The 15,701-nt window shown below is 59.6% G+C and carries 19 protein-coding genes; 8 read left to right on the forward strand and 11 right to left on the reverse strand.

The window, feature by feature from the left end:
• Nucleotides 1–55: 55 nt before the first annotated feature.
• The 4 genes from ASD46_RS11800 to ASD46_RS27360 form a co-directional block, all read right to left on the reverse strand.
• Nucleotides 56–841, reverse strand: a complete 786-nt coding sequence (locus tag ASD46_RS11800; protein ID WP_013761583.1) for a L,D-transpeptidase — start codon at nt 839–841, stop codon at nt 56–58.
• Nucleotides 842–860: 19 nt separating this feature from the next.
• The gene (locus ASD46_RS11805; protein ID WP_013761584.1) at nt 861–1,916 is read right to left on the reverse strand and encodes a L,D-transpeptidase family protein; all 1,056 of its coding nucleotides are present in this window, start codon (nt 1,914–1,916) and stop codon (nt 861–863) included.
• 156 nt (nt 1,917–2,072) lie between these two features.
• Nucleotides 2,073–2,858 (reverse strand): SDR family oxidoreductase, encoded by a 786-nt coding sequence (locus ASD46_RS11810; RefSeq protein WP_025595662.1) that lies wholly within the window; start codon nt 2,856–2,858, stop codon nt 2,073–2,075.
• The gene (locus ASD46_RS27360) at nt 2,855–3,238 is read right to left on the reverse strand and encodes a hypothetical protein (protein ID WP_025595660.1); all 384 of its coding nucleotides are present in this window, start codon (nt 3,236–3,238) and stop codon (nt 2,855–2,857) included. The genes ASD46_RS11810 and ASD46_RS27360 overlap by 4 nt, the downstream gene beginning before the upstream one ends.
• 97 nt (nt 3,239–3,335) lie before the next feature.
• On the opposite strand from ASD46_RS27360, the gene ASD46_RS11820 reads away from it, so the two are divergent.
• On the forward strand, nt 3,336–3,911 hold the full coding sequence (locus ASD46_RS11820; RefSeq protein WP_013761587.1) for a DNA-3-methyladenine glycosylase: 576 nt from the start codon (nt 3,336–3,338) through the stop codon (nt 3,909–3,911).
• A 3-nt stretch (nt 3,912–3,914) separates the two neighbouring features.
• Here the strand turns inward: ASD46_RS11820 and ASD46_RS27465 are convergent, their stop codons facing one another.
• The 3 genes from ASD46_RS27465 to ASD46_RS11835 form a co-directional block, all read right to left on the reverse strand.
• Nucleotides 3,915–4,073 (reverse strand): hypothetical protein, encoded by a 159-nt coding sequence (locus tag ASD46_RS27465; RefSeq protein ID WP_013761588.1) that lies wholly within the window; start codon nt 4,071–4,073, stop codon nt 3,915–3,917.
• Between the two features lie 231 nt (nt 4,074–4,304).
• Complete coding sequence (locus ASD46_RS11830) at nt 4,305–4,502, reverse strand: hypothetical protein (protein WP_003510923.1); 198 nt, start codon at nt 4,500–4,502, stop codon at nt 4,305–4,307.
• A 173-nt stretch (nt 4,503–4,675) separates the two neighbouring features.
• The gene (locus ASD46_RS11835; protein ID WP_035200558.1) at nt 4,676–5,689 is read right to left on the reverse strand and encodes a substrate-binding domain-containing protein; all 1,014 of its coding nucleotides are present in this window, start codon (nt 5,687–5,689) and stop codon (nt 4,676–4,678) included.
• A 268-nt stretch (nt 5,690–5,957) separates the two neighbouring features.
• On the opposite strand from ASD46_RS11835, the gene ASD46_RS11840 reads away from it, so the two are divergent.
• The 6 genes from ASD46_RS11840 to ASD46_RS11865 all read left to right on the forward strand — a co-directional run bounded on the left by ASD46_RS11840 (nt 5,958) and on the right by ASD46_RS11865 (nt 12,029).
• A complete protein-coding gene (locus tag ASD46_RS11840; protein WP_025595656.1) occupies nt 5,958–7,223 on the forward strand; it encodes an ABC transporter substrate-binding protein in 1,266 nt (421 codons plus the stop codon).
• A 64-nt stretch (nt 7,224–7,287) separates the two neighbouring features.
• Complete coding sequence (locus ASD46_RS11845) at nt 7,288–8,262, forward strand: carbohydrate ABC transporter permease (RefSeq protein ID WP_013761591.1); 975 nt, start codon at nt 7,288–7,290, stop codon at nt 8,260–8,262.
• Nucleotides 8,259–9,092 (forward strand): carbohydrate ABC transporter permease, encoded by an 834-nt coding sequence (locus tag ASD46_RS11850; RefSeq protein WP_003510927.1) that lies wholly within the window; start codon nt 8,259–8,261, stop codon nt 9,090–9,092. Before ASD46_RS11845 ends, ASD46_RS11850 begins: the two co-directional genes overlap by 4 nt.
• A 10-nt stretch (nt 9,093–9,102) precedes the next feature.
• Nucleotides 9,103–10,131, forward strand: coding sequence for an ABC transporter ATP-binding protein (locus ASD46_RS11855; protein ID WP_013761592.1), 1,029 nt, complete (start codon nt 9,103–9,105; stop codon nt 10,129–10,131).
• A gap of 56 nt (nt 10,132–10,187) precedes the next feature.
• Nucleotides 10,188–10,973 (forward strand): ThuA domain-containing protein, encoded by a 786-nt coding sequence (locus ASD46_RS11860; RefSeq protein ID WP_003510932.1) that lies wholly within the window; start codon nt 10,188–10,190, stop codon nt 10,971–10,973.
• 6 nt (nt 10,974–10,979) lie between these two features.
• Nucleotides 10,980–12,029 carry a Gfo/Idh/MocA family protein gene (locus ASD46_RS11865; RefSeq protein ID WP_003510934.1) on the forward strand — a complete coding sequence of 350 codons (1,050 nt, stop codon included), beginning with the start codon at nt 10,980–10,982 and terminating at the stop codon, nt 12,027–12,029.
• 102 nt (nt 12,030–12,131) lie between these two features.
• On the opposite strand, the gene queE is transcribed toward ASD46_RS11865, so the two are convergent.
• From queE to queC, 3 genes are read right to left on the reverse strand one after another with little or no spacing between them, the layout of a single operon-like run.
• Nucleotides 12,132–12,887, reverse strand: a complete 756-nt coding sequence (queE, locus tag ASD46_RS11870) for a 7-carboxy-7-deazaguanine synthase QueE (protein ID WP_060642290.1) — start codon at nt 12,885–12,887, stop codon at nt 12,132–12,134.
• Nucleotides 12,884–13,240 (reverse strand): 6-carboxytetrahydropterin synthase QueD, encoded by a 357-nt coding sequence (gene queD, locus ASD46_RS11875; RefSeq protein ID WP_003510937.1) that lies wholly within the window; start codon nt 13,238–13,240, stop codon nt 12,884–12,886. The genes queE and queD overlap by 4 nt, the downstream gene beginning before the upstream one ends.
• Nucleotides 13,240–13,950: a 7-cyano-7-deazaguanine synthase QueC gene (gene queC / locus ASD46_RS11880; protein ID WP_035199463.1), complete on the reverse strand. Its 711-nt coding sequence runs from the start codon at nt 13,948–13,950 to the stop codon at nt 13,240–13,242. The genes queD and queC overlap by 1 nt, the downstream gene beginning before the upstream one ends.
• Before the next feature lie 225 nt (nt 13,951–14,175).
• Here queC and ASD46_RS27470 point away from each other — a divergent pair, with 225 nt between their 5' ends.
• Nucleotides 14,176–14,313 carry a hypothetical protein gene (locus ASD46_RS27470; RefSeq protein ID WP_013761595.1) on the forward strand — a complete coding sequence of 46 codons (138 nt, stop codon included), beginning with the start codon at nt 14,176–14,178 and terminating at the stop codon, nt 14,311–14,313.
• Between the two features lie 250 nt (nt 14,314–14,563).
• Here ASD46_RS27470 and ASD46_RS11885 read toward each other — a convergent pair whose 3' ends face one another.
• Nucleotides 14,564–15,697: a Gfo/Idh/MocA family protein gene (locus tag ASD46_RS11885; RefSeq protein WP_003510945.1), complete on the reverse strand. Its 1,134-nt coding sequence runs from the start codon at nt 15,695–15,697 to the stop codon at nt 14,564–14,566.
• Nucleotides 15,698–15,701: the final 4 nt, after the last annotated feature.

Genomic DNA, 15,701 nt, shown 5'->3' on the forward strand with positions numbered 1-15,701 from the left:
CTTCATTCATTAGCCATTTCCAGCCGCCCACTCAGGCGGCTGGAAATTTCGTCTATCAATAGGTCTGCATTGGTTGCGACAGGCCGTCGCCGACCACGCCGCCGCCATACTGCGCCACGGGCACGCCCGCCTGCCCGATAGGAACACCCTGCTGTGCCGGCCCGAGCGCCGTCACCACAATCGGCGTACCATCAGGCACACGGTTATAGAGGTCGACAATATCCTGGTTCAGCAGACGCACGCAGCCGGAGGAAACCGACTTGCCGATCGTCCACCATTCCGGCGAGCCGTGCAGACGGTAGATCGTGTCCTTGCCGTCCTTGAAGATATAAAGTGCACGCGCACCGAGCGGGTTCTTGAGGCCTGGCTCCATGCCGCCATTGCGGCCGCTATAGGGTTCCAGCTCAGGCTGGCGGGCAATCATCTCGTCGGGCGGCGTCCAGCGCGGCCATTGACGCTTGTACTGGATAACGCCGCGTCCGGCCCATTCGAAGCCCGCGCGGCCGAGACCGACGCCATAACGCATGGCCTGGTTGTTCTCGTAGGTGAGATAAAGGAAATGGTTGGCGGTATCGACCACAATGATACCGGGACGCTCACCGGTGGGGTTTTCCACCATTTGCCGCAGGAACTGGCGCGGGATCCGCTTGTAGGGAATTTCCGGCAACGGAAACTGCTCGTCGGGCTTCGGACCGTACATCAAGGCATACATCGGGTCGTCGGCCGGGGCTGTTGGCCGCGTGGCCTCACGCGAGGTGGTGTTACAGCCTGCAAGGCCGGCCAGCGCCAATCCGCCCGCTCCAAGCAGGAAACCTCGCCGGGTCGTTGTCGTGTCGTTCAATTGAAAAACCTCATCTGCGTCATCTTGCGCTGGCAAAGGGATCTGCCAGCGCCGCCTCGGGGCGGCTTATAGGGTACTTCGTGCCGGAGACCTGCGATGCCATGGCCTTTGCGCCACTGGATTTCAGGATGGCACGGAAGCTTGGGTGCATGCCGCCGTCTACATACGCGCTGACCGGGGCAGAAGTTCCCTCGTTCATCGCGGCGGCAAATTTCTGTTGCTCTTCGGCCATTTTCGACGCCACCAAGGGGTCCGGCTGGTTTATCGCAGGTGGGCAGGCCGCCAGCGGATCGGCAGGCTCACCGCCGGCAAATTCGCTGTTAAAAACGTATCGCCGGCCACAAACGGAAACCTTTGGCTGGCGGCGCGTCACCTCGAAATAGTCATAGCCTTCCTTGAGCGTCTTCCAGAAGGGCATATTGGGATCGTCCCGATTCGCCACCATGTTTCGGGCGCTCATGCGGAAGGGATAGGCCTGAACCTGAAAGCGGTCCTGCCCGCCCTGCAGCGCGCGCGCCACGACCGCATAAATCTCGCCGACCTGTTGATCGGTCATCGCGTAACAGCCCGACGAAGAACAGGCGCCATGCACCATCAACGCTTCGCCGGTGTAACCAAGCGCCGATTCCAGCCGGTTGGGATAGCCGAGATTGAAGGAGACGTAATATTGCGAATTGGGGTTCAGCATGCCTGCGGAGACATGATAAAACCCTTCCGGCGCCTGCCGGTCGCCCGTCTTCGTCTTCGGGCCAAGTTTTCCGGACCAGCGGCACATGGGATAGGTCTTGAGCAGCGCATAATTACCGGTCTTGTCGATCTTCCAGACCTCAAGCTCGCTTTCCTGCTTGAAAATGCGAACGAGAACCGGGCTTTCCGGGCGCATGCTCTTGGCAGACATCTGCGCCATCATCTTGGATGACAGCTTCGGCGGGTCCTTTTTGACGCTGTCGAGACCCATGGAGGTGCACGCGGCGAGACCGCTGCCGATCGCGACGACCGCAGCTATTCTCATTCCCGCTTTTACCCTGCGCCGCAGCCCCGCACTTGCGAAGTTCAGCAATGCATTCATACCCATGGATCGTTCTGCCCGCCCGATTTGCCCGCCTTTGTGGCAGAGGCTTAACTAGCGAAGGTGGCCATATGGCGGCAACCTCCCGCAAGGACAAAGTCTCGTGAACAGACGTTACCCATTCGTTAATCATACGCACACAAGCCTGTGATGGAACTGCCGTTACCGAAGAAGCCCCTGCCCGCCATCGATCCATACCGGCGTTCCGGTGATATGGCGCGACTGGTCAGATGCCAGAAAACCGATCAATGCAGCAACATCCTCGCTCGTCCCTGCAACCCCGCCGGTGACCGGAATGTCACCCGCCGGGAAACGGACTGGCACTTCGGTCCTGTCGCGCCCGCGTATGTCGGTATTTTCGTCAATCGCCGTTTCAATTTCGCCCGGACACACCGCGTTGACACGGATGCGATGACGCCCGAGCTCCAGCGCCAGTTGCTGGGCCATGGCAAGCTGCCCGGCCTTCGTCACCGAATAGGCGGTAGCGCCCGGCGAGTTGAAAGTGCGTGTGCCGTTGATGGAAGAGACGATGATGATGGAGCCGCCACCTGCCGCCTTCAGATGCGGCACACTGGCATGGATAGTTAGATAGGTGCCGCGCAGGTTGATGCGGATCGTATCGTCCCACTCCGAAGGCGTCAGCTCGTCAATCGGCGCCCAGACGCCGTTGACGCCCGCATTGGCCACTACGACATCCAGACGGCCGAAAGCATCGGCAAGCTCTGCGACGGAGTGTCGCATAGCTGCCTCTTCCGCCACATCGGCGACGAGGACCTTAGAAGCGCCAGATAAGGCGGAAATCTCATTTTCCACTGCCTGCAATTCAGATTCGGTACGGCCGAGAAGGCCTACGGAAAAGCCTTTCGCAGCCAGATGAAGGGCAGCAGCCCGGCCGATGCCGGAGCCAGCGCCGGTGACGAGGGCGACTTTACCATTGGCCAAGGTCACAGCCCTCCTTTTCTCGACGCGATCGAGGTGACCGTTGCCGAGACGGGGTCGCTCGCCGGAAAACTGTCTTCCAGCCCCTCTTCCAGTTCCTCTTCAAGAATGTCACGATCCTTCGATGTGCGGGCGCTCGCCTGACCGTGCGGGGCTTCATCCTGCGCCGTGCCGAGAGCGGAAAACTGCGACGGCGCATCGGCGCCTTGACGCGTTCCGAATGCCGTCAGCTGAACCATCACCGCGCTCGCGCGTTTGATGGCCTCCGCATCGTCGATGCCATCAAGACCGTCGGCAAGGCGGACCGAGACCTGATCGCCGTCGCTGCCGACAAATTCCACGGAAATCACTCCGTTATCCCGTTTTACATAGGTCGTAGAAAGTTGCATGACATGCCCTCCGATTTGAAAAAGCATCGGCGTAACCCGATGCGACAACACACTGAAACCTGAATTCACAACGATGGCAGAGCAGAAGGGGTTCCAGATGGATCAGGCCTTGGGCCCGGAAATGCAGGAGCGCTTCTTTCAGCGCGATCCCGTTGACGTTGCCCGCGCCCTCATCGGCGTGGAATTCCGCGTTGGCAATACCGGCGGCATCATCGTGGAAACCGAAGCCTATCATCCTGATGATCCGGCATCCCATAGTTTCAATGGGCAGACCCCGCGCACCAAGGCGATGTTCGGCCCGGCCGGCCATCTCTATGTCTACCGCTCCTACGGCATTCACTGGTGCGCAAACTTCGTATGCGCTCCGGGCTCCGCCGTGCTTCTGCGCGCCATCGAACCCCTCACCGGCATAGACATGATGAAACTGCGGCGAGGAACTGACAAACTGAAACTGTTATGTTCCGGCCCCGGCAGGCTTTGTCAGGCCTTGGCCATTACCGGAGAAATGGACGGAGCAGCGCTGGACCGCCCGCCGTTTTTCCTCCGCCTGCCAAAGGAGGCCGCTGCCGTTACCAGCGGCAGACGCATCGGCATAAGCCGCGCGCAGGATTATCCGTGGCGGTTCGGACTTGAAGGCTCGGCCTTCCTCAGCAGGAAATTCGAACAAGCCTGAAACCTACAATACCTTGGGCGGTCCGTCGTTTTCATCTGGATTGGGGTTTGGCGCCTCGTCCGGCAGCCTTTCGGGCTCCGGCTCTTTGACCGGCGGTATATCCGGCTGTGGCGGCACCGGCATTGGCGGGTCTGGATAGGGTTCAACGGGAAGAGTTGGCATTGCAGCTCCTGGATATAAGCGCTTCGTCCAATGCGGAATCGAAATGCGCTTTCATCTGCTGGGACGACGCGAGCGCGCGGCCCCTCCTCAGGCGGCGCAACACCCAATTCGCCCATCGGTCAAATGCCGGTCAGGTCCCTTCGGTTTCATTGCGCCGCCCTGCGGATTGTACAGGGCAAACGCAGGAAAACGCCGGTCAGTTCCGTTTTTTTGGGAAGCTTTTGCGAGTGGTCAGGCGAAACCCAGCGAGCTGCGGGAAATATCGCGGTTTTCGCAATAGTCGCGGGAGTGGGCCTCATGGCCGTGTTCGCGAGCGGTGGAACGGGTCAGTTCCGGGCTGGGTACGTTGAGCAGCGCATCGGCATAGGTACCGGTTGCCTCCACATCATCGATCACAGTCTGTTGTTGCGGCTTTAAAAATTCAAACATCGGTCACCTCCTTCAACACGTCCCCTCAACGCGCTGGCCCAGGTCCTGTTCCAAAAGGCCTGTGCAGCTTCGATTATACACGAGATGACGCTGCCGTATAGGCGATGAAAGACGAACGGCAATCAATTGACGTTCACAAAATGGAATGGAATCAGTGAGCTATGGCGACGAGCTCAGGCTGGACCGACCGATTCCCGCAAGATCAGTTCGACCGGCCACAATTCCTGAACCTCGCGGACGGGACGGCCGCCAACGATCTGCAGAAGCAGGTCTGTAACCCGCATGCCAGCCATGCGCATGGGCGAGCGGGTGGTGGAAAGCGGCGGCATCATGCTTTCCGGAGTGAGGTAAGGAAACACGTCGTCATGGGCGATGACGGACACGTCCTTGCCGATCACCAGTCCCAGCTGGGTTGCCGCGCGATAGACGCCCTGCGCCGTCATCATCGCACCGGCGACGAAGGCGGTCGGGCGCGGCGTCTGCTCCAGCAGCGAGCGGGCGAAACGGAAGGCGGCATCTTCGCTGAAATGCTCGCTCATCATGAGGCGCGGATCAGGCGTGATGCCATGGGTCGCGAGCGCATCACGAAAACCCTGTTCGCGGTCCTGCACGAATGTACGGCCTGTCGGGCCGTTTATCATCGCGATGCGACGGTGGCCACGTTCCAGAAAATGGATTGTCGGACGATACGTCACATCATGATTGTCGATATCGAGCCAGGCGTGCTCGAACGCCGTCTTCGAGCGGCCATGCACGATGAAAGGCACGCCCAGCCGATTGAGCAGCGCGATGCGCTCGTCCTCCGGACGCGGCGAATGCACGATTATGCCATCCACCCGTCCGCTCGACGCCAGCCGGCTGAAAATCGCGAGCTCTTCCTCAATGTTATTGTCGACGGTGACGCTGACGAGAATGTCGGTCTCTTCGCCTTCCAGCCGCGTCGCCATGCCGCCCATGAATTCCGAAAAGAAATGCCCGCCGCCCGAACGGCCCATCACGACACCGATGGCGCCAGCCCTGCCTGTTGCCAGCCTGACCGCGTTGACATTGGGCCGGTAGCCGTATTTCAGCGCAGCATCCATCACCCGCTGGCGCGTTTCTTCACGCACCTCGGGATAGCCGCCAAGCGCACGGCTGACGGTTGTGGGCGACAGCCCGACCTTTTCTGCGAATTCCTTGAGCTTCATGTTTTCTGCCAATTTGCTCCTGCATGCGTCGCCGCCGCAGATTTTTCAAGCGGACAAAAATTGAAATCGCTTTCAATTTATCCCCACCTGAAACCTTACAGTTCGCCGTTTCGAAAGGCAAACCCTCCGTGGCAACACCCGAAGATGCCCAATTTCCACGCCATAAGAAAGAGTATTGACAGATTTGTCGGCTTTTGCGAACTTCACACCAGTCAAAAGCGCTTTCAATTTTGAGGATGATTGGAAGCGTCAACGGAGGAGTTTGACAATGAATATTTCCATGAAGACTTTGTTGCTGTGTGGCAGCGTGCTGTCTGCGGCAGTTTCCGCGCAGGCGGCCGAACTTTCCATCGCCGCCAACTCGACCGGCAAGAACATTGCATTTTTCAAGGAGCGGATCGCCGCCTTCGAAAAAGAGACCGGCCACAAGGTCAATCTTGTCACCATGCCGTCATCGTCCAGTGAGCAGTTCAGCCAGTACAGGCTATGGCTTGCCGCGGGCAACAAGGATGTCGACGTCTATCAGACGGACGTGATCTGGGCGCCGCAGCTCTCCGACCAATTCGTGGATCTGACCGAAGCGACGAAGGATGTCATTGGCGATCATTTCCCCTCCATCGTGGCGTCACAGACCGTGGACGGCAAGCTTGTCGCCATGCCGATGTTCACCGATGCACCCGCTCTGTTCTACCGCAAGGACCTTCTGGAAAAATACGGCAAGCAGCCGCCGAAAACCTGGAAGGAACTGGGCGAGACCGCCAAGGAAATTCAGGACAAGGAACGCGAAGGCGGGCAGAAGGACCTCTGGGGCTTCGTCTTCCAGGGCAGCGCCTATGAAGGTCTGACCTGCAACGCGCTGGAATGGATTGCATCAGCCGGTGGCGGTCATATCGTTGAGACCAACGGCGACATCTCCATCAACAACGAGAAAGCCGCAGCCGCGATCGAAGCCGCCAAGGGCTGGGTCGGCACCATCGCGCCGCAGGGCGTGCTTGCCTACAAGGAAGAGGAAGCACGTGGCGTCTGGCAGACCGGCAATTCCGTCTTCATGCGCAACTGGCCCTATGCCTATGCGCTTGGAAACGGTGCCGACAGTGCCATCAAGGGCAAATTCGGCGTCACGCCGTTGCCGGCCGGTGAAGAGGGTGCGGCACCCGCCTCAACGCTCGGCGGCTGGAACCTCGCCGTTTCGAAATATTCCGACGATCAAGAAGCTGCCATCCAACTTGTGAAGTTCCTCGCATCAAAGGATACCCAGAAGATGCGTGCGATCCAGCTTTCCAACATGCCCACGATCGCCTCGCTTTACGACGACAAGGATGTCGCGGACGCACAGCCTTTCATGCCGACATGGAAGCCGATTTTCCAGACCGCCGTTCCACGCCCCTCTGCCTCGGCGAAGGTGAAATACAACGAGGTTTCGGCCAAATTCTGGGGTGCCGTGCACAACACGCTCTCCGGCAACGGCACGGCGGCGGAAAACCTTGAGCTCCTTGAAGTCGAACTGACCGATCTCAAAGGCAACGGCTGGTAATCCGGCCCGTGTGGGAAGCGGTCTCGCCTGAGCGTTTCCCACACCCCAACTGCGAGATATCCCCATGAACGATACCGCCCTTCAAAGACCGGTCGCGGCATCCGGCACCGGCTCCGACCTTCAGTCGGAACGCCTGAAATCCGCATGGCTGTTCCTTGCCCCCACGTTTCTGGTACTAGCGCTGGTGGCCGGCTGGCCGCTGGTGCGCACCGTCTGGTTCAGCCTCACCGACGCGTCGCTGACCAATCTCGACGGCGCACAATTCGTTGGCTTCAAGAACTACCTCACCTGGATCACGCTCAGCAGCGGCCGCACCATCTATCGCGGCCTGTTGGCTGATCCCGCCTGGTGGGGCGCGGTTCTGAACACGCTGAAATTCACCATCCTTTCGGTCAGCTTCGAAACCGTTCTCGGCCTTATCGTTGCGCTGGTGCTGAACGCGGAATTCAAGGGACGCGGCCTGGTGCGCGCCGCCATCCTCGTTCCATGGGCCATTCCCACCATCGTTTCGGCGCAGATGTGGGCGTGGATGCTGAACGACCAGTTCGGTATCTTGAACGACCTGTTCCTCAATCTCGGGCTGATCTCCCACAAGATCGCATGGACCGCCAATCCGGACACCGCAATGGTCGCCGTTCTCATTGTCGATATCTGGAAGACGACGCCCTTCATGGCGTTGCTCATTCTCGCCGGCCTGCAAATGGTGCCGAAGGACATGTATGAGGCGGCGAAGGTGGACGGTATCCACCCCGTCAAGGTGTTCTTCCGCGTCACCCTGCCCATGATCCGGCCAGCGCTCATGGTTGCCGTCATCTTCCGTATGCTGGATGCGATGCGCGTCTTTGACCTCATCTACATTCTGACGCCGAATAACGCCCAGACCCGCACGATGTCGGTGCTGGCGCGTGAGAACCTGTTCGATTTCGACAAGTTCGCCTATGGCGCAGCCGCTTCCACCATGCTGTTCCTCATCATCGCCTCGATAACAGTCGTTTATATGTGGCTCGGGCGCGTCAACACAGATGGAGCTTCGCGATGACCCTGCCAAGCATCCTGAAAACCACCGCCTTTTATGCGCTGGTCGCCGTCATCATGGTGATTTCGGTATTCCCGTTCTATTACGCGATACTGACCAGCCTGAAATCCGGCTCAGCGCTGTTCCAGGTGAACTACTGGCCGCGTGAATTCTCGCTGACCAATTACAACTTCGTCATCGGCAACGGCACGTTCCTGCGCAATCTCGGCAATTCGCTGTTCGTTGCATCTTCAGTCGTCGTACTGTCGCTGTTCCTTGCGGTAACGGCGTCCTATGCCCTGGCCCGTGTCCGTTTCCGGGGCCGCTCGCTGCTTCTGCTCACCATCCTCTCGGTCTCGATGTTTCCACAGATCGCCGTTCTCGCCGGCCTGTTCGAACTCATCCGCTGGGCTGGCATCTTCAACACGCCGCTCGCGCTGATCTTTTCCTACATGATCTTCACTCTGCCCTTCACTGTCTGGGTGCTGACGACATTCATGCGCGACCTGCCGATCGAAATCGAGGAAGCGGCAATCGTCGATGGCGCAACGCCATGGGTCATCATCACCCAGGTCTTCATGCCGCTGATGTGGCCGGCGCTCGTCACCACAGGGCTCCTCGCCTTCATTGCGGCGTGGAACGAGTTCCTCTTCGCGCTCACCTTCACCTCATCGAACGAACAGCGCACGGTGCCCGTCGCCATCGCACTTCTTTCGGGCGGTTCGCAGTTTGAAATCCCCTGGGGAACGATCATGGCGGCCTCCGTCATCGTCACCGCCCCGCTCGTCGTCCTCGTTCTTATCTTCCAGCGACGCATCATTTCCGGCCTCACCGCCGGCGGCGTCAAAGGCTAGGAGAAAACTTATGACCACCATTCAACTGCGCAATCTTCGCAAATCCTTCGGCGCCTTCGATGTCATCAAGGGCATCGACATGGACATCCGCTCCGGCGAGTTCATGGTTTTCGTCGGCCCTTCCGGTTGCGGCAAGTCCACGCTGCTACGCCTCATCTGCGGGCTCGAGGAAATCACTGGCGGCACGCTCTCCTTTGACGGAGAAGCCGTCAACCGCCTGCCACCCGCCAAGCGTGGCGTCGCCATGGTCTTCCAGTCCTATGCGCTTTATCCGCATATGACCGTATTCGAAAACATGGCCTTCGGCATGAAACTCTCAGGCGCCGACAAGGAGCAGCGCCGCAAGCGTGTAGAGGCGGCAGCGGAAATGCTGCAGCTCACGCCCTATCTGGAACGTCTGCCGAAGCAGCTTTCCGGCGGCCAGCGCCAGCGTGTCGCCATCGGCCGTGCCATCGTGCGTGATCCGAAGGTGTTCCTGTTCGACGAACCGCTCTCCAACCTCGATGCGGCGCTGCGCGTCGCAACCCGTCTCGAAATCGCCAAGCTGCACCGGGAGATGCATGACACGACGATGATCTACGTCACCCATGATCAGGTGGAAGCCATGACGCTCGCCGACCGCATCTGCGTTCTGCGCGATGGCCGCGTCGAACAGATCGGCACGCCGCTCGAGCTTTACGAAAGCCCGGTCAACACCTTCGTTGCCGGCTTCATCGGCTCGCCGAAGATGAACTTCCTTGCCGGCAAATATGCGGAAGTCGAAGGTGCCGCGACCATCGGCATCCGCCCCGAACACCTTGCGATCGGTGCCGGTGAGACCGGCTGGAACGGCGAAATCATCCATTCGGAAATGCTGGGATCGGACAGCTACATCTATGTCGAGATTGGTGCTGGCGAACCCATCGTCGTTCGTGAGGAAGGCGTGACCGACCGCAAGCCGGGAGAAAAAATCGTTCTCGTGCCGGATGCGGCGCAGATCCACCGCTTCGACGCGCAGGGCCAGGCCCTTGCGCGCAATCCCGTGCGCGGCGCCGCCTGAACAATTAACTTTCGCCGGATCACCCAAGCTTCCGGCTTTCACCAAGGAGCAAGAAAATGACCATCAACACCGTTGTATGGGGCGAAAATATCCACGAACACATCAACGAGACGGTGCGTTCGATCTACCCTGATGGTATGCACAACACCATTGCCGATGCGCTGAATACCAACCCTGAGATCAGCGCCACCACCGCCACGCTTCAGGAACCGGAACACGGCCTTTCGCAGGAGCGTCTGGACAAGACCGACGTTCTGGTCTGGTGGGGCCACAAGGACCACGGTGCGGTTCAGGATGAGATCGTCGAGCGCGTTGCCAAGCGTGTCTGGGAAGGCATGGGCCTCATCGTCCTGCATTCCGGCCACTTCTCCAAGCCTTTCAAGCGACTGATGGGTACGCCCTGCGCGCTTAAATGGCGTGAGGCGGGCGAACGCGAACGCCTGTGGACGATCAATCCGCGCCACCCGATTGCAGCCGGCCTGCCCGAGCATTTCGAGCTGGAAAACGAAGAGATGTATGGCGAGCAGTTCTCCGTGCCGGAGCCGCTGGAAACCGTGTTCATCTCCTGGTTCCAGGGCGGCGAAGTCTTCCGATCTGGCCTCACCTGGCGCCGTGGCGCAGGCAACATCTTCTATTTCCGCCCCGGTCACGAGACTTATCCGACCTATCACGACGCCAATGTACAGAAGGTCATCAGCAATTCGGTGAAATGGGCCTATAATCCGGTCGGCGCGCTGAAAAGCATTCATGACGCCCCCAACGTTCCCGTCGACAAGGCGCTGGAGCCTATCGAAGAACGCGGCCCCAAGCTGCACAAGGCAGGCGAAGCAGGTTACAGGTAAACAGCCATGAGACTTCTCATTCTCGGAACCGGCGGCATGGCTAACAACCATGCCACATATTTTTCGCAAATCCCCGGCGTCGAACTGGTGGCTGCGGTGGATGTGGATGATGTGGTTGTGCGGGGCTTTGCGCTTCGCCACAACATTCCACTCTCCTTTACCTCGCTGGATGACGCGATTGCCTGGGGCGAGTTCGACGCGGCGGCAAACGTCACGCCGGATGCCATCCACCACCCGACCAGCCTCAAGCTTCTGGCGGCGGGCAAACATGTTTTCTGCGAAAAGCCGCTGGCGGAAAACTACGCCAAGGCCGCCGAAATGGCCGATGCCGCAGAAAAAGCGGGCCTTGTTGCCATGGTCAACCTCACCTATCGCAATGTCGCCCCCTTGCAGGCGGCACGCGAAATGGTGCTGGCTGGCAAGATCGGCAAGGTGCGCCATCTGGAAGCCTCCTATCTCCAGAGCTGGCTCGTTTCCAAGGCCTGGGGCGACTGGATGACGGAGAGCAAGTGGCTGTGGCGGCTTTCCACCAAGCACGGCTCAAACGGTGTTCTGGGTGATGTCGGCATCCACATTCTCGACTTCGCCTCCTATGGCGCGGGCAGCGATGTGGAGCGGATCTTCACGCGCCTGAAGACCTTCGACAAATATGAAGGCAACAAGATCGGCGCCTACGATCTCGACGCCAATGACAGCTTCACCATGACCGCCGAGTTAGAAAACGGCGCCATGGGCGTCATTCACGCCAGCCGCTGGGCAACGGGCCATCTCAACGAACTGCGCCTGCGCATCCACGGCGACAAGGGTGCGCTGGAGGTGATTCACACGCCTGACTATTCCAGCCTGCGGGCCTGCATCGGCGACGATGTGGAAAAGGCGATCTGGAAGACAATCGATGTCGACCCGGTGCCGACGAATTACGAAAAATTCGCCAAGGCCGTCATGGAAGGTGGCATTGCTGATCCGGACTTCCGCCACGCGGCGAATTTGCAGAAGGTGCTTGATCTCTCGATCATCGCCGACCGCGAACGGCGGGAGCTGGCCGTCTCGGCTTGAATTGCAAGGGCGCGGCGGCGTAAGCCGCCGCTTCCAATACTGCAGCGTGTACTATTATCTCCCGTCACCCCGAATCTAGCGCTGTATGACGGAGGTACTACCTCAAACGCCTCGCCTATTCCCCCACAAGAGCACATGCAGCTGCGGCAGCACCCGGGCGGAAAACCAACGGTCTTCGCTGACCTTGTCCACCAGCCACAACATGCGATCCATGATCCCATCGATATCCACACGCGCGTTGTCGTCATCAGGCGGCGGCGGGGTGTGGTTGCCGGGCTGGAGGTAAATCGGCAAATGCGCGAAACGGGCCGATGCAGCCTTGGCATAAGCATAGTCCGCATCGTCAAACACCACGATCTTCAGCGCCACCTGCGGTCCATCGCCGGCGGCGGCAAGACAGTCTTCAAAGGCCTGCCAGTCGGTTTCCATGCCGCTCGATGGTGGCTTCGGGCTCAGCACCAGATGATCGAGATCGCCAAACCAGTCTTTTGCGATGCTGCCCTGCGTTTCCAGCGCGAACCTATAGCCCTCGCCCTGCCCCTTCGCGATTAGTTGCCCAAGGGGCTGGATGGCGGGATTGCCGCCCGAAAGCGACACCGTCAGCGGCACACCGCCGGAAAGCCGTCGCACCTCCTGCCAGATCGCCTCGACGGACATCGGTTTCCATGTGTCGCGATACTCGCTGTCGACGGCATGCAGCGTATCGCACCAGGAGCAGCGGTAATCGCAGCCGCCAGTGCGAACGAAAACGGTAGGCAGACCAATCAGCAAACCCTCGCCCTGAATGGTCGGGCCGAAGATTTCGCTGATGCGGATCGCTGTTTCCTTCGCTGCAACTTTCTGTGCAGCCGCCGTCATGGCCGGTATTCCGCCCAGGTCTTGGCGGTTTCGCTCACTCGCACGGCGCTGGTTTCCGGCAGGCTCGTCTTGCACCAATCGTAAAAGTGCTTCGCCAGACATTCTGCTGTCACCCGGTCATGGCCGAGAACGTCGTTCAGGTGGCGATGATCGAAATGATCGTCGATGTAGCGCTTCAGCGGCGCGAGTTCGTGGTAATCACGCACGAAACCGTGCTCGTTCAGCTCCTCGCCTGATAGTTCGACCTCAACGATGTAATTATGCCCGTGCAGGCGGGCGCACTGATGGTCGGCGGGCAGGCTTTTCAGCTGGTGAGAGGCGGAGAAATGGAACTCCTTGGTGATGCGAAACATCAACGCACCTCCTGTGCCGCATAAGCATGGGTGGCCGCCACCCAGAAATCCGGGTCCTCATAGTCCGTAGGATCGGTAACACCTGCCAGATGGAAGGCCTCGCGCCGCTCCACGCAGGTGCCGCAACGGCCACAATGGCGAGAGCCGCCCTTGTAACAGGACCAGGTTTCGCCAAATGGGGTGCCGTATTTCACCGCGTCAGTCACAATCGCCGCTTTGGAGACGGTGACATAGGGCGCAAACAAGGTAACGTCTGCGTAGCCTTCCAGCGCATGCGCCTGCATGGCATTAAAGCTGTCGATGAAGCCCGGCCGGCAATCGGGATAGATGAAATGGTCGCCGCCATGCACGGCGATCGCCACCGCATCCGCCTGCTGGGCGGCGGCAAGGCCGAAGGCGATGGTCAGCATGATGGCGTTGCGGTTCGGCACCACCGTGGAGCGCATGGTCTCTTCCGCATAATGTCCGTCCGGCACTTCGATATCGTCCGTCAGCGCGGAACCGGTGAGGTGCGCGCCTATGGTTGTGATGTCGATGACATGATGCGGCACGCCGAGACGTTTTGCGCAGTCGGCTGCGAAATCCAGCTCCTTCTTGTGGCGCTGGCCGTAATCGAAGGAGACAAGAGCGAGAAGTTCATGTTCCGCCGCGATTTTGTGCGCAAGCGAAACGGAGTCCAATCCGCCGGAGCAGATGACGATGGTTTTCATACGTTGGGATCCCTTGTTTTGACCGGGTGGGCTGCGACCGGATTACGGGGGCGGCTTTAAACCAAAGCGAAGCGATTGTGAAGGGCTTTGCGGAAATAGCGGAAATTCCGCGCAATCCACGAAATTGCCCCGCCGCAGCAACAAGACGAAACAATCGCGACATAAGCGGGAAACCGGCTTGATCTAGAACGGATTGAACGTTGCAGTTCTTGAAGGATGTTGCCGATGGCGGCCGATTCTATGTTCCTCTTTTCGCTAAGCGATCTCAGCTCCATCGGCTCTGGCATTTTGATGGCGTTGGCAGGCACGCTTTATGTCACCCTTACCATTCGTGGGCTGATGGCTACCGTGCGTCATGGATAAGGCACTCGGCAACAGACGCCCAGGGCTCAGGCGCAATCTTGCAGTCTTACTTTTCGTGGCCTCCGCGACGCTCGTCGCCACGATAGGGATCGCCCCGTTCGTTTTCCTGATCTGGATGGTCACGACCGTCGCACGCTGGCTTGGTTTTTTCATTGGCTTTTGAGACACGAAGCCCGCCATGATGCGGCGGAGCGGAAGGAGCCCGGCAAAACGGCAGTGCGCCGGGCTCTTTTTTTTCGATAAACCGGGCTCAGCGCAGCAGCGCCTGCGCCTCCTCGATGCCGAGTGCTGCCGGCTGCGTGCAGGTTGTGGTCATCTCGATGAAGCGGCCTTCTTCCCCGGATTTGAGGATGGAGGTCATCACGTCGATACCGTGCAGGGAGCGATCCAGCGAGCAGCGGGCATCGCGGCCTTCAAGGATAGCAATCGCCATATCGGCCAGGCCTGCCGTGCGATAGTTGGCGCGCGGGCCATTCGGGCTTTCCTGGTTGGCAATGCCGAAGGGATGCGCCCAGTCTTCCAGCGGCTGGATATTTTTGTCGCGTCCGCTCGCCTCCACCACACCGCCGAAGAAGTTGGGGTCCGGCACGTAGATCGATCCTTCCGTACCGTAAAGTTCCATATTGGCGTGGCGATGCGACCACACATCCCAACTGGCCGAAAGTGTGATCGTTGCTCCGTTCACGAATTCCAGAAGCGCATGGATGTTGGTTGGCGTTTCTACCGGGATGATCTCGCCGTTCAGCGGCTGGCTGGTCACCGTTCGGGTGGGGTTGGCCATTGATGTCAGTGCGCCAACGCGCTTGACCGGGCCGATGAGGTTGATGAGGTTCGCCACATAATAGGGGCCAAGATCGAGGATCGGCCCGCCCCCCTTCAGGAAGAAGAAGCCCGGATTGGGGTGCCACATCTCCATGCCGGGGCTCATCACATGGCAGGTGCCGGAGGTGATGCGCCCGACCTTGCCCTCGTCGATATATTGCCGGGCAAGCTGATGCGCGCCGCCAAGGAAAGTATCAGGCGCGCAGCCAACGGAAAGGTTCTTCTCGCGGGCGATGCGCCGCAACTCCTCGCCTTCCTCCAGCGAAAGCACCAGCGGCTTTTCCGAATAGACGTGTTTACCCGCCTCGAGTGCCGCTTTCGACACGGGAAAATGCGCGGCGGGAATGGTGAGGTTCACCACCACGTCGATGTCCTTGTTGGCGAGGAGTTCCTCGATCGACTGCGCCGTGACACCAAATTCTTCTGCCCTCAGTTCCGCCGCATTGCGGTTAAGGTCGGCGCAGGCCAGCACCTTGATGCCTTTGAAGAGCGGTGCCAGCGAAAAGTAAGCAGACGAGATGTTGCCGCACCCGATGATGCCGACGCCCAGTTCCCTTTGCATGATG

It is taken from the genome of Rhizobium sp. Root491, from assembly GCF_001427205.1.
GTDB lineage: Bacteria > Pseudomonadota > Alphaproteobacteria > Rhizobiales > Rhizobiaceae > Agrobacterium > Agrobacterium tumefaciens.